Source organism: Jiella sp. M17.18 (assembly GCF_041027365.1).
In the GTDB taxonomy this organism is placed as follows: Bacteria; Pseudomonadota; Alphaproteobacteria; order Rhizobiales; family Rhizobiaceae; genus VKMB-3413.
In genome coordinates, this window is sequence record NZ_JBFTEH010000002.1 from 548,167 (window position 1) to 563,540 (window position 15,374).

14 protein-coding genes are annotated in these 15,374 nt (G+C 67.4%); 8 read left to right on the forward strand and 6 right to left on the reverse strand.

Annotated features, from left to right (window positions below):
• Nucleotides 1-33 precede the first annotated feature (33 nt).
• The 3 genes from AB5S17_RS06010 to AB5S17_RS06020 all read right to left on the reverse strand — a co-directional run bounded on the left by AB5S17_RS06010 (nt 34) and on the right by AB5S17_RS06020 (nt 3,373).
• A complete protein-coding gene (locus AB5S17_RS06010; protein ID WP_369237167.1) occupies nt 34-1,611 on the reverse strand; it encodes an FAD-dependent oxidoreductase in 1,578 nt (525 codons plus the stop codon).
• A 138-nt stretch (nt 1,612-1,749) separates the two neighbouring features.
• Entirely contained in the window at nt 1,750-2,463 is a 714-nt protein-coding gene (locus tag AB5S17_RS06015; protein ID WP_369237169.1) for a L,D-transpeptidase family protein, read from the reverse strand.
• Nucleotides 2,464-2,710: 247 nt separating this feature from the next.
• Nucleotides 2,711-3,373, reverse strand: coding sequence for a haloacid dehalogenase type II (locus tag AB5S17_RS06020; RefSeq protein WP_369237171.1), 663 nt, complete (start codon nt 3,371-3,373; stop codon nt 2,711-2,713).
• Nucleotides 3,374-3,534: 161 nt separating this feature from the next.
• Between AB5S17_RS06020 and AB5S17_RS06025 the strand changes: the two genes are divergently transcribed.
• The 6 genes from AB5S17_RS06025 (at nt 3,535) to AB5S17_RS06050 (ending at nt 8,036) form a co-directional block, all read left to right on the forward strand.
• Complete coding sequence (locus AB5S17_RS06025) at nt 3,535-4,407, forward strand: branched-chain amino acid aminotransferase (protein ID WP_369237173.1); 873 nt, start codon at nt 3,535-3,537, stop codon at nt 4,405-4,407.
• Nucleotides 4,408-4,446: 39 nt separating this feature from the next.
• Nucleotides 4,447-4,812 (forward strand): cupin domain-containing protein, encoded by a 366-nt coding sequence (locus tag AB5S17_RS06030; protein WP_369237175.1) that lies wholly within the window; start codon nt 4,447-4,449, stop codon nt 4,810-4,812.
• 130 nt (nt 4,813-4,942) lie between these two features.
• On the forward strand, nt 4,943-5,545 hold the full coding sequence (locus AB5S17_RS06035) for a superoxide dismutase (RefSeq protein ID WP_369237177.1): 603 nt from the start codon (nt 4,943-4,945) through the stop codon (nt 5,543-5,545).
• Between the two features lie 230 nt (nt 5,546-5,775).
• The gene (locus AB5S17_RS06040; protein WP_369237179.1) at nt 5,776-6,243 is read left to right on the forward strand and encodes a cytochrome c; all 468 of its coding nucleotides are present in this window, start codon (nt 5,776-5,778) and stop codon (nt 6,241-6,243) included.
• Nucleotides 6,244-6,351: 108 nt separating this feature from the next.
• Nucleotides 6,352-7,320, forward strand: coding sequence for a cytochrome c (locus AB5S17_RS06045; protein WP_369237181.1), 969 nt, complete (start codon nt 6,352-6,354; stop codon nt 7,318-7,320).
• Between the two features lie 164 nt (nt 7,321-7,484).
• Nucleotides 7,485-8,036, forward strand: a complete 552-nt coding sequence (locus tag AB5S17_RS06050; protein ID WP_369237183.1) for an iron transporter — start codon at nt 7,485-7,487, stop codon at nt 8,034-8,036.
• A gap of 43 nt (nt 8,037-8,079) precedes the next feature.
• Here AB5S17_RS06050 and AB5S17_RS06055 read toward each other — a convergent pair whose 3' ends face one another.
• The gene (locus AB5S17_RS06055; protein WP_369237185.1) at nt 8,080-9,582 is read right to left on the reverse strand and encodes an MFS transporter; all 1,503 of its coding nucleotides are present in this window, start codon (nt 9,580-9,582) and stop codon (nt 8,080-8,082) included.
• A gap of 282 nt (nt 9,583-9,864) precedes the next feature.
• On the opposite strand from AB5S17_RS06055, the gene AB5S17_RS06060 reads away from it, so the two are divergent.
• Together AB5S17_RS06060 and AB5S17_RS06065 are read left to right on the forward strand one after the other, a co-directional pair.
• On the forward strand, nt 9,865-11,478 hold the full coding sequence (locus AB5S17_RS06060) for a hypothetical protein (protein WP_369237187.1): 1,614 nt from the start codon (nt 9,865-9,867) through the stop codon (nt 11,476-11,478).
• Between the two features lie 37 nt (nt 11,479-11,515).
• Nucleotides 11,516-12,127 carry a pseudaminic acid biosynthesis-associated methylase gene (locus AB5S17_RS06065; RefSeq protein ID WP_369237189.1) on the forward strand — a complete coding sequence of 204 codons (612 nt, stop codon included), beginning with the start codon at nt 11,516-11,518 and terminating at the stop codon, nt 12,125-12,127.
• A 124-nt stretch (nt 12,128-12,251) separates the two neighbouring features.
• Here AB5S17_RS06065 and AB5S17_RS06070 read toward each other — a convergent pair whose 3' ends face one another.
• Together AB5S17_RS06070 and AB5S17_RS06075 are read right to left on the reverse strand one after the other, a co-directional pair.
• Nucleotides 12,252-13,355 (reverse strand): enolase C-terminal domain-like protein, encoded by a 1,104-nt coding sequence (locus AB5S17_RS06070; protein ID WP_369237191.1) that lies wholly within the window; start codon nt 13,353-13,355, stop codon nt 12,252-12,254.
• A 13-nt stretch (nt 13,356-13,368) separates the two neighbouring features.
• Nucleotides 13,369-15,135, reverse strand: coding sequence for a thiamine pyrophosphate-requiring protein (locus AB5S17_RS06075; RefSeq protein WP_369237193.1), 1,767 nt, complete (start codon nt 15,133-15,135; stop codon nt 13,369-13,371).
• Nucleotides 15,136-15,374 lie beyond the last annotated feature (239 nt).

Below are 15,374 nucleotides of genomic sequence, written 5' to 3' on the forward strand. Positions count from 1 at the left end.
GACAGTCCGGGGACGGCGCAGGGGCGGCCGCCCTCAGTCGCGGGGCAGCAGGGCCTTCGGCTGCCAGCCGGCGGCTTCGAGCCTCTCGCGCGACGGCGTCCGGTCGCCGAGCATCAGCGCGTGCAGGTCGGCCGTGGTGTCCGCCTTGCCGCGTCCGAGCCCCGCGACGACGGTGCCATCCTTGACGTAGAAGGCGGTGTAGCTGCCCTCGTCCAGATCGCCCTCGATGTGCACCGCGTCGAAGTCCTTGGCGTGTCCGACATAGTGAATCGGGCCGTATTGCGCCGACCAGAAGAACGGCACGCCGGCGAACGGCTCGTCCCGGCCGAGCATGGCGCGGGCGGCCGCGCGCCCATGCTGCTCGGCGACGCGCCAATGCTCGATTCGGGTCGCATAGGATCGGCCGTGGAGCGGAAACTTCGCGACGTCGCCACCGGCGAAGAGCCCGGGATAGACTTCCAGCGACGGCGACACCTCCACGGCGCTGTTGTCCACGGCGAGATCGCCGAAGACCGCCACCCGCGGGTCGGCGCCCACCGCGATCAGGACGAGGTCGGCGGCGAGCCGGTCGCCCCCCTTCAGGCAGACCGCGACGACCCTGTCGTCCTCGACCTCGAAGCGTTCGGCTTCGGCCTCGGTGATCAGCCGCACGCCCTTTTCCCGGTGCTGCGCCGCGATCTGGCCGGCAACCGCCTCGCCGAACTGCTTGGCGAAGGGCAGCTTCTCGCGGGCGATCACGGTGACGTTCTTGCCCTGCTGCACGAGGCCGGCTGCGACCTCCATGCCGATGAATCCGGAGCCGACGATGACGATGTCGCGCGCCATCTGCGCGGCCGGCAGGATCTGCCGGGCATCGTCGTGGATCCGGAGGCTGACGACGTTCGGCTTGTCCGCCCCCTCGAGCGGCAGGGCGGCGGGATCGCTGCCGGGCGCGGCGAAGCAGATGTCGTAGGCAAGATCCTCGGGGTTGCCGCCCGAAAAGCGGATCCGGCGGTTCGCCGCATCGATCCGTTCCACCTCCGCATGGAGGAACTCGATGCCGAGCTGATCCAGCGTCTCGGACGTCGTCAGCTTCAGGCCGTCGTCGCTCTTCTTGCCCTGCATGTAGGTCTTGGAGAGATCGGTGCGGTCGTAGGGCGGTTCGTCCTCGAAGGAGATCATCACGATCCGGCCGTCGAAGCCCTGGCGCACCAGTTCCTGGGCGCAGGCGAGACCGGCAGCGCCGGCGCCGACGATCGCCGCCACCTTGTCGTCGCCGCGCCTGCGGGACGCCGGATCGACCTCCGGGCGATGCTGCTGCGGGTTCTCCGGCAAGTCGACGAACACCCGGCCGCCCTCGATCGAGACGGGGAAGCGGGAGAGGCATCCCTGGCCCGGCGGCTCCAGGTGATCGCCTGTTTCGAGATCGAAATTGGCGTGATGCCAGGGGCAGATGATGCGGTTGCCGAGGCGCGTGCCGTTCTTCAGCGGCGCGCCCTTGTGCGGACAGACGGCGCCGGTGGCGAAGACGCGCCCCCCGTCCCGGGCGAGAAGGATCTTCGTCTCGGCGACTTCGACCTCGGTGACGCCGTCTTCGGGGACCGCCTCGAACGCGCAGACATCGTGCCTCATTCACATCTCTCCCTTCGATGTAACCGCGGTCTCAACGGATCGCCTCTGTGAACGTTCCGGGGGCCTTTCCCTTGCGAAAACGGCGGACCGTGGGGCCCGCCGCTCGTCTCGATCATTCAGGAGGCTGCTTTCGCCGGCTCAGGCGACGCCGCCCTGCCGCACCAGAACCGGCGCGCCGACCTTGGCGCGGCTGTAGAGGTCGATGATGTCCTGATTGATGAAGCGGATGCAGCCCGACGACGCGTTGGTGCCGATCGTCCAGTATTCCGGTGACCCGTGCAGGCGGTAGAGCGTGTCCCGCCCGTCTTCGTAGAGATAGAGCGCACGGGCGCCGAGCGGATTGGTGATGCCCGGCTCCATGCCGTCCGCGTACTGCGCGAGTTCCGGCTGGCGCTTGATCATGTCGGACGGCGGCGTCCAGGTCGGCCACTTCTTCTTGAACTGGACCTTGGCGCGGCCGCTCCAGGCGAAGCCCTGCCGCCCGACGCCGACGCCGTAGCGCATCGCCCGCCCGCCGGGCATGACGAAGTAGGCGTATTTGTTGGCGGTGTCGACAACGATCGTCCCCGGCGCCTCGCCCGTCGGATCCGCCACTTCCCTGCGCAGGTAGCCGGGCTTCACCTTGCTGAGGTTGACGGCCGGAATGACGTGGCCGTCGTCGACCATCTGGCCGTAGATCCGGGAATAGTCGGGATGGCCGAAGCCCTGCGGCTCGGGATCGGCAAAAGCCGTCACGCCGACGATCTGCGCGCGCGGACCGCTCGTGCAGCCGGCCATCGCAGACGCGGCCCCGAGGCCGAGACCCATCAGGAAGGTGCGCCGCGACGTGGCGATGCGGGTAAAGTCACTCATGATCCAGCCTTCGTTTCTTTGTCGTCCCGGTCCGACCGGAACGTCCGTTTCGTTGCTGCGAGAACACGGTTTCGCCATGATGGTTCCCGGCGACGCGTCGCGCAGGCGCTCACGTCGTTGCGAGGCGGTAAACCGAGCGGGCGCAATCCGCGTCTTAAAGATCGGTCATGATGGGATCGGATCGGCGATGTGATGCTTCGATGCATCGGCGACCGCGAAGCTGCTCTTCCGACCGTCTGCGACGAACTCACACGAGCTTCGGCAGGCCGCGCAGGTCCGGCAGGATCGCGTTCGGCGACCGGTCGGGATATTCGTCCGGCTCGCCCGAGCGGTTGATCCACACGGTGTGGAAGCCGAACGTCGCCGCTCCGGCGATGTCCCAGCGGTTCGACGACTGGAAGGAGACGGCGTCCGGATAGATCCGGAAGGCGGTGGTGACCATGTCGTAAACCGCCGGCGCCGTCTTGTACTGACCGCAGTCCTCGGCCGAGAAGATGCGGTCGAACAGCGTCTCGATCCCGGCCGAACGCACCGCCCGGGCGAGCATTTCGCGCGAGCCGTTCGACAAAATGACGAGGCGCGCGCCCTTGTCCTTCAGCTCCCGCAGCGTTCCCGGCACTTCCTCGAACGTGTCGAGATCGCGATAGGCCTCGAGCAGCGTCTCGCGCAAGGACGCATCGGCCTCCGGCACCTTCTGGAAGGCGTAGTCGAGCGCATCCTCCGTCAGGTCCCAGAAGTTGCGGTTGGCATCGCCCATCAGGCTGCGCACCCAGGAATATTCCAGCTGCTTGCGCCGCCAGATTTCCGCCAGCAGCTTCCCCGTCTCGCCGAGGCCGCCGGAATGGCGGGCGACCGCTGCGCCGGTGTCGAACAGCGTGCCGTAGGCGTCGAAGACATAGACGGAATGCAATGGCAGGCTCCCGGTCGCCGCGGTTGGTCGATGGCACAGCCCTTGTGATAGCGCCCCCGCCGCGATTGAAAAGCGCCGCGGCAGCCGATAGTGCGGGGTGATGCCTTGAAGGCGGGCGCACTCGATCAGCCGCCCGATGTCCCCAGAACCCGGAGCCGACCATGGCCGACCAGACGATGCGCACGCGAACCTTCTTCGACGGCACATGGCACGAGGGCAGTCCGAACCTGATCAACCCCCGCAGCCACGCGATGTGGCTCGGCTCCACCGTCTTCGACGGCTCGCGCTGGTTCGAGGGCCTCGCGCCGGACCTCGACCTGCATTGCCGACGGGTCAACCGCTCGGCCGAAGCGCTCGGCCTGAAGGCGACCGTTCCAGCCGAGGAGATCGAGCGGCTGACCCGCGAAGGGCTCAAGGGCTTCGACGGCAAGACCGCGGTCTACATCCGGCCGATGTACTGGGCCGAGGACGGCGGCTATATGGGCGTTCCCGCCGAGCCGGAATCGACCCGCTTCTGCCTCTGCCTCTACGAATCGCCGATGCTGGAATCCTCCGGCTTCTCGCTGACGGTCTCGCCGTTCCGCCGGCCGACGCCGGAGACCGCGCCGACCTTCGCCAAGGCCGGCTGCCTCTATCCGAACAGCGGCCGGGCGATCATGGAGGCGCGCGCACGCGGCTTCGACAACGCGCTCCTGTGCGACATGATCGGCCACGTCGCCGAGACCGCGACCTCCAACGTCTTCCTGGCGAAGGACGGCGTCGTCTACACGCCGGTGCCGAACGACTGCTTCCTGAACGGGATCACCCGCCAGCGGATCATCGCGCTCTTCCGCGAGAACGGCCGCGAGGTGGTGGAGAAGGCGCTCTTCCCCAAGGACTTCCTGGAGGCCGACGAGATCTTCTCCACCGGCAACCACTCCAAGGTCGTGCCGGTGACGCGCTTCGAGGCGCGCTCGCTGCAGCCCGGCCCGTTCTACCGCGAGGCGCGCGAACTCTACTGGAGCTATGCCCGGAGGGCCGGCACGGACGCCTGAGCCGCGACCGGCCGCACAGAGCGCAGGAGACTGCCGATCATGATCCCGTCCCAGAACCTTCTCGCCGCCTTCGACCGGGTCGACGCGCTCTGGTCGCCCAAGGTGGTCGGCCGGGTGAACGACCAGCTGCTGAAGGTCGCCAAGGTGAAGGGCGAACTCGTCTGGCACGCCCATGCGGACGAGGACGAGCTGTTCTTCATCGTCAAGGGTCGCCTCAGGATCGAGTTCGAGGACCATGTCGCGGAGCTCTCCGAGGGCGATTTCCTGACGATCCCGAAGGGCGTGCGACACAATCCGGTGGCCGACGAGGAATGCTGGATCCTGCTGATCGAGCCGGCCTCGACCAGGCATACGGGCGAAGAGGTGACGCCGCTGACGCGCAGCCTGGAGGAGCAGCTGCGCTGAGCCGACCGTGACACGTCCAGCCGCCCGTTGTGCCGGTGGACGGACCAACGGGGCGACCTATCTCCGCCCCAAAGCCGGCGGCCGCGCCTTGGGCCGCCGCCGACCCCATCACCACTGAAGGAGACGCATCATGGCCTTCGAACTGCCGGAACTGCCCTACGCCTACGACGCGCTGGGTCCGTACATGTCCGCCGAGACGCTCGAGTTCCATCACGACAAGCACCACCAGGCCTATGTGACCAAGGGCAACGAGCTGGCCGAAAAGGCCGGCCTCGGCGGCCTGCCGGTCGAGGAAGTCGTCAAGAAGTCCTACGGCTCGGACCAGGCGCTGTTCAACAACGCCGCGCAGCACTACAACCACATCCACTTCTGGAAGTGGATGAAGCCGAATGGCGGCGGCAAGAGCCTGCCGGCCAAGCTGCAGCAGGCCTTCGACAGCGACCTCGGCGGCTATGACAAGTTCAAGGCCGACTTCGAGGCCGCCGGCGCCGGTCAGTTTGGCTCGGGCTGGGCCTGGGTGGCTGTCAAGAACGGCAAGCTCGAGATCATGAAGACGCCGAACGGCGAGAACCCGCTGGTCCATGGCGGCGTGCCGATCCTCGGCGTCGACGTCTGGGAGCACTCCTACTACATCGACTATCGCAACGCCCGGCCGAAGTACCTGTCGGCCTTCGTCGATAGCCTGATCAACTGGGACTACGTCCTCGACTGCTACGAGACGGCGACGAAATAAGCTCGCCCGCCTCGCCGGCGGGCGTGCCTGCACAAGGTCTCATCGTTGAAGCCTCGCGACCCCGTCGCGGGGCTTTGTCGTTTCGGCCGCCGCCCGATGCTGTCGGCCTGCCGTCGCCGAGCCGAACTCAACGTCTTCGTGACCGCCGGTTGCGCCGCAACGGATTGCGAATTTTCCGCGCCTCGGTTCAAGTGCGCGCCGTGGCATGAACCCTTCCCAGGAGTCCGAGCATGCATTTCTACCGTCGTTGCGTTCCCGTGGTCGCGGCACTCGCCGTCGGCGCGGCCACATTCGCCAGCCTGCCGGCCGGCGCACAGAGCACCAATCCCATCGAAATGCGCCAGAAGCTGATGAAGCAGAACGGACAAGCCGCCAAGCTCGGCGTCCAGATGCTGAAGGGCCAGCAGACGTATTCGCCGCAGAAGGGTGAGGAGGTCTTCACCCGGATGCACGACGTCGCGATGAAGTTCGGCGACTATTTCCCGGCGGACTCCAAGACCGGCCACAAGACCGACGCCGCCCCGGCGATCTGGCAGAAGCCGGACGCGTTCAAGGCGGCGCTCGTGAAGTTCCAGACCGATACCGCGGCCGCCATGCAGGCCAAGCCGCAGGACCTAAAGGCGTTCGGCCAGCAGTTCGGCATGGTCGCGAAGAACTGCAAGAGCTGCCATCAGGAATTCCGCGTCGACAGGGGCTGAGCCCGTCGTCCTCACGCCCGCCGGCCGGAACCTCACGCGCCGGCGGGCCCTCCTGCAGTGCGGCCGACACCGTCTGCAGTACGTCTCCTCGAGCGGAACCCGGATCCGATGCTGAACAGCATTCTCGCAGCCGTCTTCGGCGTCGCCGTCATCGGAGCGGGGACGTTCGAGCTTCTGACCATCCCGCAACGCCTGCCAGCCTCGCAGATCGCGGCGGAAGGCTCCGGCGACGCCAAGCGCGGCGAGCGGATCTTCTGGGCCGGCGGCTGCGTCTCCTGCCACGCGCCCTCCAAGGCCAAGGGCGAGGATCGGCTGAAGCTCGGAGGCGGCGACCCGCTGGTCACCCGGTTCGGCACCTTTCACGCACCGAACATCTCGCCCGACAAGGCCGACGGTATCGGCAACTGGACGCTCGCCGACTTCGCCAACGCGCTGCAGCGCGGCGTCGACCCGAAGGGCCGTCACCTCTATCCCGCCTTCCCCTACACGTCCTATGTCCATCTGACGAAGGGCGACGTGGCCGATCTCTGGGCCTATCTGAAGACGCTGCCGAAGGTCTCCGGAAAGGCGCCGGCCGACGATCTGCCCTTCCCGCTGAACATCCGCCGCGGCATCGGCTTGTGGAAGCTCGCCTTCCTCGGCGACGGCTCGCCGGTGATAAAGCTGCCGCCGGACGCCTCGCAACAGGCGCATACGGGCCAGTATCTGGTCGAAGGCCCCGGCCATTGCGGCCAATGCCATACCCCGCGCAGCTTCGGCGGGGTGGGCGGGATGGAGCCCTCGCAATGGTTGGCCGGCGCGCCGAACCCGGAGGGCAAGGGCAAGGTGCCGAACATCACGCCGTCCAAGGCCGGCATCGGCTCCTGGTCGGCGAGCGACATCGCCTACTTCCTGCAGAGCGGCTTCACGCCGAGCTTCGATTCGGTCGGCGGCTCGATGGTCGAGGTGCAGGAGAACATCGCCAAGCTGCCCGATGCCGACCGGCAGGCCATCGCCGCCTATCTGAAGGCCGTGCCGCCGCAGCCGGGCGCTCCCGGCGGAGGAGGCGGGACCGCGGCCGCCGCGACGGTAAACTGACGCCGGCGCCGCTGCCGGCGGCGACAGGGACTACCCACGGGGCCCGTCATGCGGGCACGTCCCCGCGCAATTCGTCGCGGCCGTGCGTGTGACCGGTCCGTCACGAAACCATGTTCCGGCGATGACGTTGATGGTTGAAATCATCAACTGAAGGGATTTCCATCATGACGAGCGATCGCAATCCGCCGGCCAAGCCGAGCGACGAGGCTGACCGCAAGCAGCTCCGGATGGCGAAAGAAGAGGGTGCGAAGTACCTCGAATCGCTGGAATACATGGCGAACGAAGTGGCCGACAACGGCGGCAAGCAGCATGCCGGGGACTTCATCGTCGCCTTTGCGCAGGAACGCGCCGAAGGCATGTATCATCTGAAGAACGGCAAGCTCGAATGGGTCGAGGCGCCGAAGGACACGAACTGCCACATGGAGATCGCCGTCCTCGACGCAACGGATCACCGCTTCGTGCCCTATCTCGACATCACCTGCACGCTGAAGAAGGACGGCGAGCCGCCGGTCGAGTTCAAGCCGCAGTTCCTCTGGCATCCGGGTCTCTACCACTACGGCCAGGATCTGAAGGTGCCGGGCGACGGCCGCTACGACCTCACGGTCCGGGTCGCCGCACCGACCTTCCCGCGCCACGACGAGGTCAACGGCAAGCGCTATGCCGAGCCGGTCGAGGTGACGTTCGAACAGATCGGGATCACCACCGGCCGCGAATAACGGCCTCCTGCGGCCGCGGGGCGCACAGCCCCGCCGGCCCGCTTCAGACCTCGATCGCCGCCGGCGCCTCTTCCCGCCCGTCGGCGGCGGCAGCGCGCTCCTCGCTCCGCTTCCGGTCGAGTCCGGACGGCAGGCGGCTGGACAGGAAGGCCAGGACGAGGAAGATCGCGACCTCATAGATCAAGGCCGTATCGAAGGCGTCGCGATAGCCGGCCGGGTCGCCCGCGCTGCCGAGCGTGCCGAAGAAGATCTCGCCGATGAGGGCGACCCCCAGGGCGCCGCCGATCTGCTGGAAGGACTGCAGCGCCCCGGAGCCGGAGCCCGCGTCGCGCGTCTCGACGACCGTCAGGATCGTCGCGAACAGCGGCGCGACGGTGGTCCCCATGCCGAGACCGCACAGGAACAGCGGCAGAAGCAGGCTCCAGTGACTGACGCTGTCCGAGATCCCGGCGACGACGAGATAGAGGGCGCCCATGCCGCAGGCGAGGATCAGCGGCCCGGCAACCAGCCGCGCCTTGGCGCGGCGCGAGCCGAAGCGTCCCGAGATCAGCGAGGCCAGGAACACGCCGACCGGGAACGGCACCGTCGCCAGGCCCGACTGCAGCGGCGTGTAGGCGAACCCGACCTGCAGGAAGATCGCCACCACGAAGAAGAAGCCGGGAATGCCGGCAAACAGCGCCGAGGTCATCGACAGGCCGAGCAGGAAGTGGCGGTTGGTGATGAGGCTGATCGGCAGGAGCTGCGAGGCACCCGAAACGGCTCGGCGCCGCTCCCAGAAGACGAAGCCGGCGGCGAGCGGCAGCGCGGCGACGAGCAGCGCGAAGCACCAGAGCGGCCAGCCGAAATCACGCCCTTCGACCAGCGGGATGATGACCGAGAAGACCGTCGCGGCAGCGAGCAGCACGCCGATCCCATCGATCGCCTGGCCACGCCCCGCCTCGGCCCGCGGGATCAGCCGCCAGCCGGCGGCGACCGCGAGCAGCCCGATCGGCAGGTTGACGAGGAAGATCGGGCGCCAGGCGAGATGGTAGAAGTCGGCGGAAATCAGCGCGCCGCCGGCGAGCGGCCCCGCGACCGAGGCAAGGCCCGCCGTCACGCCGAAGAAGGAGAAGGCGAAGCCGCGCTCCTGCGGCGGAAAGGTGACCTGCACCAGCGCCAGCACCTGCGGCATCATCATCGCGCCGGTCAGCCCCTGCAACATGCGCGCCAGGATCAGGACGTCGATCGACGGGCTGAGGCCGCAGAACATCGAGTTCGCCGTGAAACCCGCAACGCCGATCAGGAACATGAGCTTCCGCCCAACGATGTCGCCGAGCCGGCCGAAGGGCAGGAGCCCCAGCGCGAAGGCGACGATGTAGGCCGCGACCACCCATTCGATCTCGGCGCTCGACGCATGCAGATCGGCGGTGAGGCTGGGGATCGCGACGTTCACGATCGTCACGTCGATGAGGTTCATGAAGCCGGCGATGAGCAGCACGGCGAGCGTCAGCCAGCGCCGCGGGTCAGGCTCTCCCGCCGCGGCGACCGAAGCGGTGGATTGCGTCATGGCGGCTTCCTTCGGCATGATCGGCGTCGCGCAGCTACTTATGACAGCATGCGCGCCGGCAAGGGACGAGCACTGCAGTGCGGCATCCTGACCTGCGGTGCAAGGCAGCGGGACTGCCCGCGGACCAGCGGGCGGATGGCCTGGCCCTTCCCCTTCGGCCCGGCACGACCTCGCCCAGCGCGCGACGCATTTAGCCCAGCACGCTGATTGATACTGCCGCCTTCGCAACAGTTTGAAGAAGGTTTCGCAGCCTAGACACGTGCCGATATCAAGGGGGTACGAATGGCCGCGACGGGACTTCAGCCGAAATCAGCAGCCGGCGAGCGGGAAAGCCTTGCCGATCTCCTGCCGGTGATCCTCGATCGACGAAACCGCGCCTCGACCATCTTTCCGATCTTCGTTCGGGCCGACACCGACTGCTGTCTGAGCTTTCTCAGCTACTGGGCCTGGAAGCACGGCACGCGGGTGATCATCCAGCTGACCCTGCGCCGCTCGGACGGCTTTGAGCTCGGGGTCCGGAGCTTCCCCGTGAGCGACGTGCGCGCGCACGATCTCGACATCGGCGCGATCTTCGAGATCGATTCCTTCGGCCTGCCGGAAGGATTTTCGGCCGCGCTGGAGGTCGAGGTGTTCTCCGAACGGGCGCCGCTCTACACCTATCCCGCGATGACGCTGTTCTATCGCTCGAAGAACGGCCTTTCCGCGGTCCACAGCTGTGCCCGGACCTACAATGCCGGCGAGAAGGTCGCTGATTACGCGATCGGCGTGCCGCAGACCGGCTTCGACGTCGTCTTCGCAGAAGAAACCGCCAACTACGTCGCCTTCCCGCTCGGGCACGCGGGACGCTATAACTTGACGCTGCATCTCGACCGGGCCGACGGCCGCGTCTTCACGGCGGCGCTGCCTCCGGCGCAGGGCGGCTACGGCGCGCTCAACGTGATCCTGATCGAAGAGCTTTTCGACGCCGAGGCCACGGCGCCGGGCCTCGCGAAGATCCGCATCGCCCACGACCTTCGCGACGTCTACCCGCGCTTCTACTGCGGCCAGGTGAGCCGTGACGCCGTGCCCACGCTGACCCACAGCTTCTTCGACACCTCCGATCGGATCCTGGCCGAGCTGGACGTGGCCGAAGAGGCGGTCACCGCGCAAAACCGCTCCAGCGGCGATCTGTTCGACGGGGCCTTTGCAATCCCGCTGATCGATCCTGCCGATTATCGCACCGAGCTCGTCTCCTACGGATCGAACAAGTCGTTCGACGGCGAGATCGTCGTGCGGCTCTACGGACCAGAAGGTCGGCTGCTCGCCAGCCGGACGATGGCGTCGCGCCGGGGCGGCGACGGACGTCATGCGGCTCCGCTGCAGGGCCATCAATTCCTCGATGTCGCGCGCCTCTTCGACGCCGAGCTGCTGGAGGGCGGCAACGCGGCGAGCGTGTTCTTCGGCTTCCGCACGCCGGACTCCTCCTTCCCCAAGCGTTTCAAGCTGGGGCTGAACATCAGGAACAAGGCCTCGGCACTCGGCACCAACATCTGCTTTGCGCCGCATGTGCTCGGACCGAAGACCCTGGAGAAGCCCTTCAACAGGCGCTGGATGCCGGTCGGCGGGCCGCAGGCGATCCTCGCATGGTTCTCCAACACCTCGCTTGCGCTCGCCCCAGACACGGCAGACCGGACGGTGCGCATCACGGTCATCGATGCTGCAGGCGAGCGCCTGGGCCGTGAGGTGGCTCTGCGGCCAAACGGGTGGCTTGCCCTCGATCCGCGGAAGGATGCCGAACTGGCGGACTTCCTCGGCGGCGAGACCGGCTGGGCGACGATCGAGGCCCAGTCCTACATGAGCGACGCGTTCTACGTCTCGACTGCCGGCACGCTGATCGGCGGCGACCATGCCTTCTGAAACACCGGAAGAAGCTTCGAAGCCGGAGAACACCCTGATGACCTATGAGACCGAACAGGAGCGCTTCTGGTCCGGCGACTTCGGCGAAGGCTACCGGGAGCGCAACCGCTCCGAGGCGCTGCTCATGTCGAAGATCGCGCTGTGGAATCGGATCCTCGCCAGCGCGCACGGCGTCGCCTCGATCTGCGAACTCGGCTGCAATATAGGGCTCAACCTCGCTGCATTGCACCGCATCGCGCCGAAGACGGCTCTGAGCGCCGTCGAGATCAATGCGGAGGCCGCGGCACAGGCCCGCGCGCTGAACGTCGCCGAGGTGACGACCGGCACCATCCTGGCGCCGCTCGATCTGCCGCCCGTGGATCTCGCCTTCACCTGCGGCGTCCTGATCCATATCAGCCCGGACCATCTCGCCAAGGCCTATGAGAACCTCGTACGGCTCAGCCGGCGCTATGTCGTCGTGGCCGAATACTATAATCCCTCCCCGGTCTCCGTGCCCTATCGCGGCCACGCCGACCGGCTGTTCAAGCGCGACTTCGCCGGGGAGCTGATGGACGGTTACGGCCTGAAGCTCGTCGACTACGGTTTCGTCTGGCGCCGCGACAACTGGGCGCCGCAGGACGACGTGACCTGGTTCCTGCTGGAGAAGTGAGGGGTCCGCAGGCCTCCAAGCAGGATGGATGGACCGTGCGTGCCGGCCTCAGTCGCGGCCGGCATGCCGAACCGGATCGGTCTCTGCCCTCGTCCCTGCCCGTTCAGCCCGACCTCATCCGGCTCTACAGCTCGTAACGCGCCGCCTCCGCCGCCTTCAGCGTCAGGCCGAGGCCCGACTCTCCGTTGGTGCCGACGGCTCCCTTCTCCGGCACCGGGGCGCCGTCGAACAGCATGTGCTCGATGCGCACATGGTCGTGGAACCACTCCATGTGCACGGCTGCCGGGGCGCAGAGGCAGGCCTGGAGGTGCAGTGTCGGGGCGCAGTGCGAGGACATCGTCACCTGATGCGCCTCCGCCATCGCGGCCGCCTTCATGAAGCCGGTGAGCCCCATGCAGCGCGTCGCGTCCGCCTGGATGACGTCCACCGTCTGCGCCTCCAGGAGGTCGCGGAAGGTCCAGAGCGTGAAGGCGTATTCGCCGGTCGTGATCGCCATGCCGGCCGGGGCGCGGTCGCGCATCAGCCGGAGGCCCTTGAGGTCGTTGGAGGAGACCGGCTCCTCGAACCAGGTGACGCCGTAGCCTTCGGCCGCGGTCTTCGCGAAGGCCAGCGCCTGCTTCTCGCTCAGCGCGCCGTTGGCGTCGATGAAGAGATCGACGCCCTTGCCGATCGCCGAGCGCGCCACCGCCATGCGGTGCGGATCGGCGTCCGGATCGCGCGCGACCTTCATCTTCACGGCGAACAGCCCCTCCTCGGCCCAGCGTCCGAGCTGCGACGACAGCTGCTCGTCGTCATAGGAGGTGAAGCCGCCGGAGCCGTAGACCGGGATCGTCTGGCGCACCTTGCCGATGAGGTCGGCGACGGGGAGGCCGAGGAGCTTGCCCTTGAGGTCCCACAGCGCGTTGTCGACGGCAGAGATCGCCATCGCCGCGATGCCGGACTGGCCGAGGTTGCGCACCGCCGAGAGCATCGCCATCCAGCACGCCTCGATGTCGAGGGCGCTCTTGCCCTCGACGACGCCGGACAGCTTGTCGGCGATCAGCACCGCCGCCGCCTGATGACCGTAGGTGTAGCCGATGCCGGTCTTGCCGCCGGCCTCGATGGTGACGAGCACCATCGTGGTGGAATCCCATTCGAGCGTGCCGTCCGATTCCGGCGCATCCGTCGGGATCTTGAAGGCCCGCGCCCCGACCTTTCCGATCGGGGCACGGCTGTCCTGCAACGTCATCTCCCGCCGCTCCTTACGAGAAGACCCGCTTGAAGGTCTGCTTGATGATGCCGACCTCGTTCGGATCACCGGACAGGAGCGCCTCGGTGTAGGATTCGGCCTGCGAGAAGGTGATGTGCGGCGGCAGCGTCGGCACGTCGGGATCGACGATCGCGTCGATCACGCAGGGCCGGTCGGACCGCAGCGCCTCGTCCCAGGCGGGGCTGATCTGCTCCGGCTTGTCGACCGTGATGCCCTTCAGGCCGAGCATCTCGGCATATTGCGCGAAGGAGAACTTCGGCACGTCCTGCGTCTCGGAGACCTTCGGCGAGTTCGCCATGGCCCGCAGTTCCCAGCTCACCTGATTGAGGTCGCGATTCGACAGGACGCAGACGATGAGCCGCGGGTCCAGCCACTCCTTCCAGTACTTCGAGACGGTGATGAGGTCGGTGATGCCGAGCATCTGCATCGCCCCATCGCCGACGAAGGCGATCGGCACGCGGCTCGGAAAGGCGAACTTCGCCGCCACCGCATAGGGCATGCCCGGGCACATCGTCGCCAGCGTCCCCGACAGCGAGGCCTGCATGCCCGGCCGGATCTTCAGCGCGCGGGCGAACCAGTTGGCCGAGGAGCCGGAATCGGCGGTGATGATGGCGTTGTCCGGCAGCTTCGGCGACAGTTCCCAGAACACCCGCTCCGGATTGACCGGCTTGGCGTCCTTCATGGCCCGCTCGCCCTCCTCGCGCCACCAGCGCGAGACGCGCTCCTCGATCTCGCCGCGCCAGGAGCGGTCCTCCTTGCGCTTCAGGAGCGGGATCAGCGCCTTCAGCGTCAGCTTGGCCTCGCCGGCGAGCGCGATGTCCATGGGGTAGCGGATCGACAGCATGGTCGGGTCGAGGTCGATCTGAACGCCCTTGGCCTGACCGATCTTCGGCAGGAACTCCGAATAGGGGAAGCGCGACCCGATCATCAGGAACGTGTCGCAGTGCTGCATCATCCAGTCGGAGGGCTCGGTGCCGAGGAGGCCAATCGAACCGGTGACGAAGGGCAGATCGTCGGGCAGCGCCGCCTTGCCGAGCAGCGCCTTGGCGACGCCTGCCCCGAGCAGGTTCGCGACTTCCACGACCTCGTCCGCCGCCCCCATGGCGCCGGCGCCGATCAGGATGCCGACCTTCTTGCCCGCGTTCAGGGCGTTCGCCGCCTCGCGCAGCGATGCCTCGTCGGGCGTAACGTCCCACTTGTTGTAGGCGTCGCTGGTGTGGACGGTGCCGTGCGCCTGCGGCGCCTCCTCGACGGCCTTCGATTCCTGCACGTCGTTCGGGAAGACCAGCGCCGTGACGTTGCGCCGGGCCTTGGCGATGCGGAAGGCGCGGTCGATCAGATGCCGGGTCATCGCCGGCGACATGCACGTCTGCACATAGTCGTTGGCGACATCCTTGAAGAGGTTCTGCAGGTCGACTTCCTGCTGATAGTTGCCGCCGACCGCGGTGCGCGACTGCTGGCCGATGATCGCGACGACCGGCTGGTGATCCAGCTTGGCGTCGTAGAGGCCGTTCAGCAGGTGGATCGCGCCGGGGCCCGAGGTCGCCATGCAGACGCCAACCTCGCCGGTGAACTTGGCATGGGCGCAGGCCATGAAGGCTGCGCTCTCCTCATGGCGGGTCTGGACGAACTGGATGTCGTCATTGCGCCCGAGCGCCGCGACGAGCCCGCCGATCCCGTCGCCGGGAAAGCCGAATATGCGCGTCACGCCCCAGCCGCGCAGCCGTTCCAGGATGAAATCACCGACAGTCTTGGCCATGGAAGGTCCCTTCTCGTTTGGCCCGAACGGGCCGATCGCAGAGGGAGGGGAGCAAGGGCGCTCCGGTCGAACGACATGCGATCGCTGAGCCCGCGGGCGTTCAGGATGTCTCGTTCACGAAAAGCGTGAACCGGGAGGGATCGTTCCGGCCGGATAAGGAGGATCGGTTAGACGGCTGACGGGCGACAGGCTGCCGATCCGAAGGCGGTCGTCACGCCCAGACGCCCGCCGAAACCGCG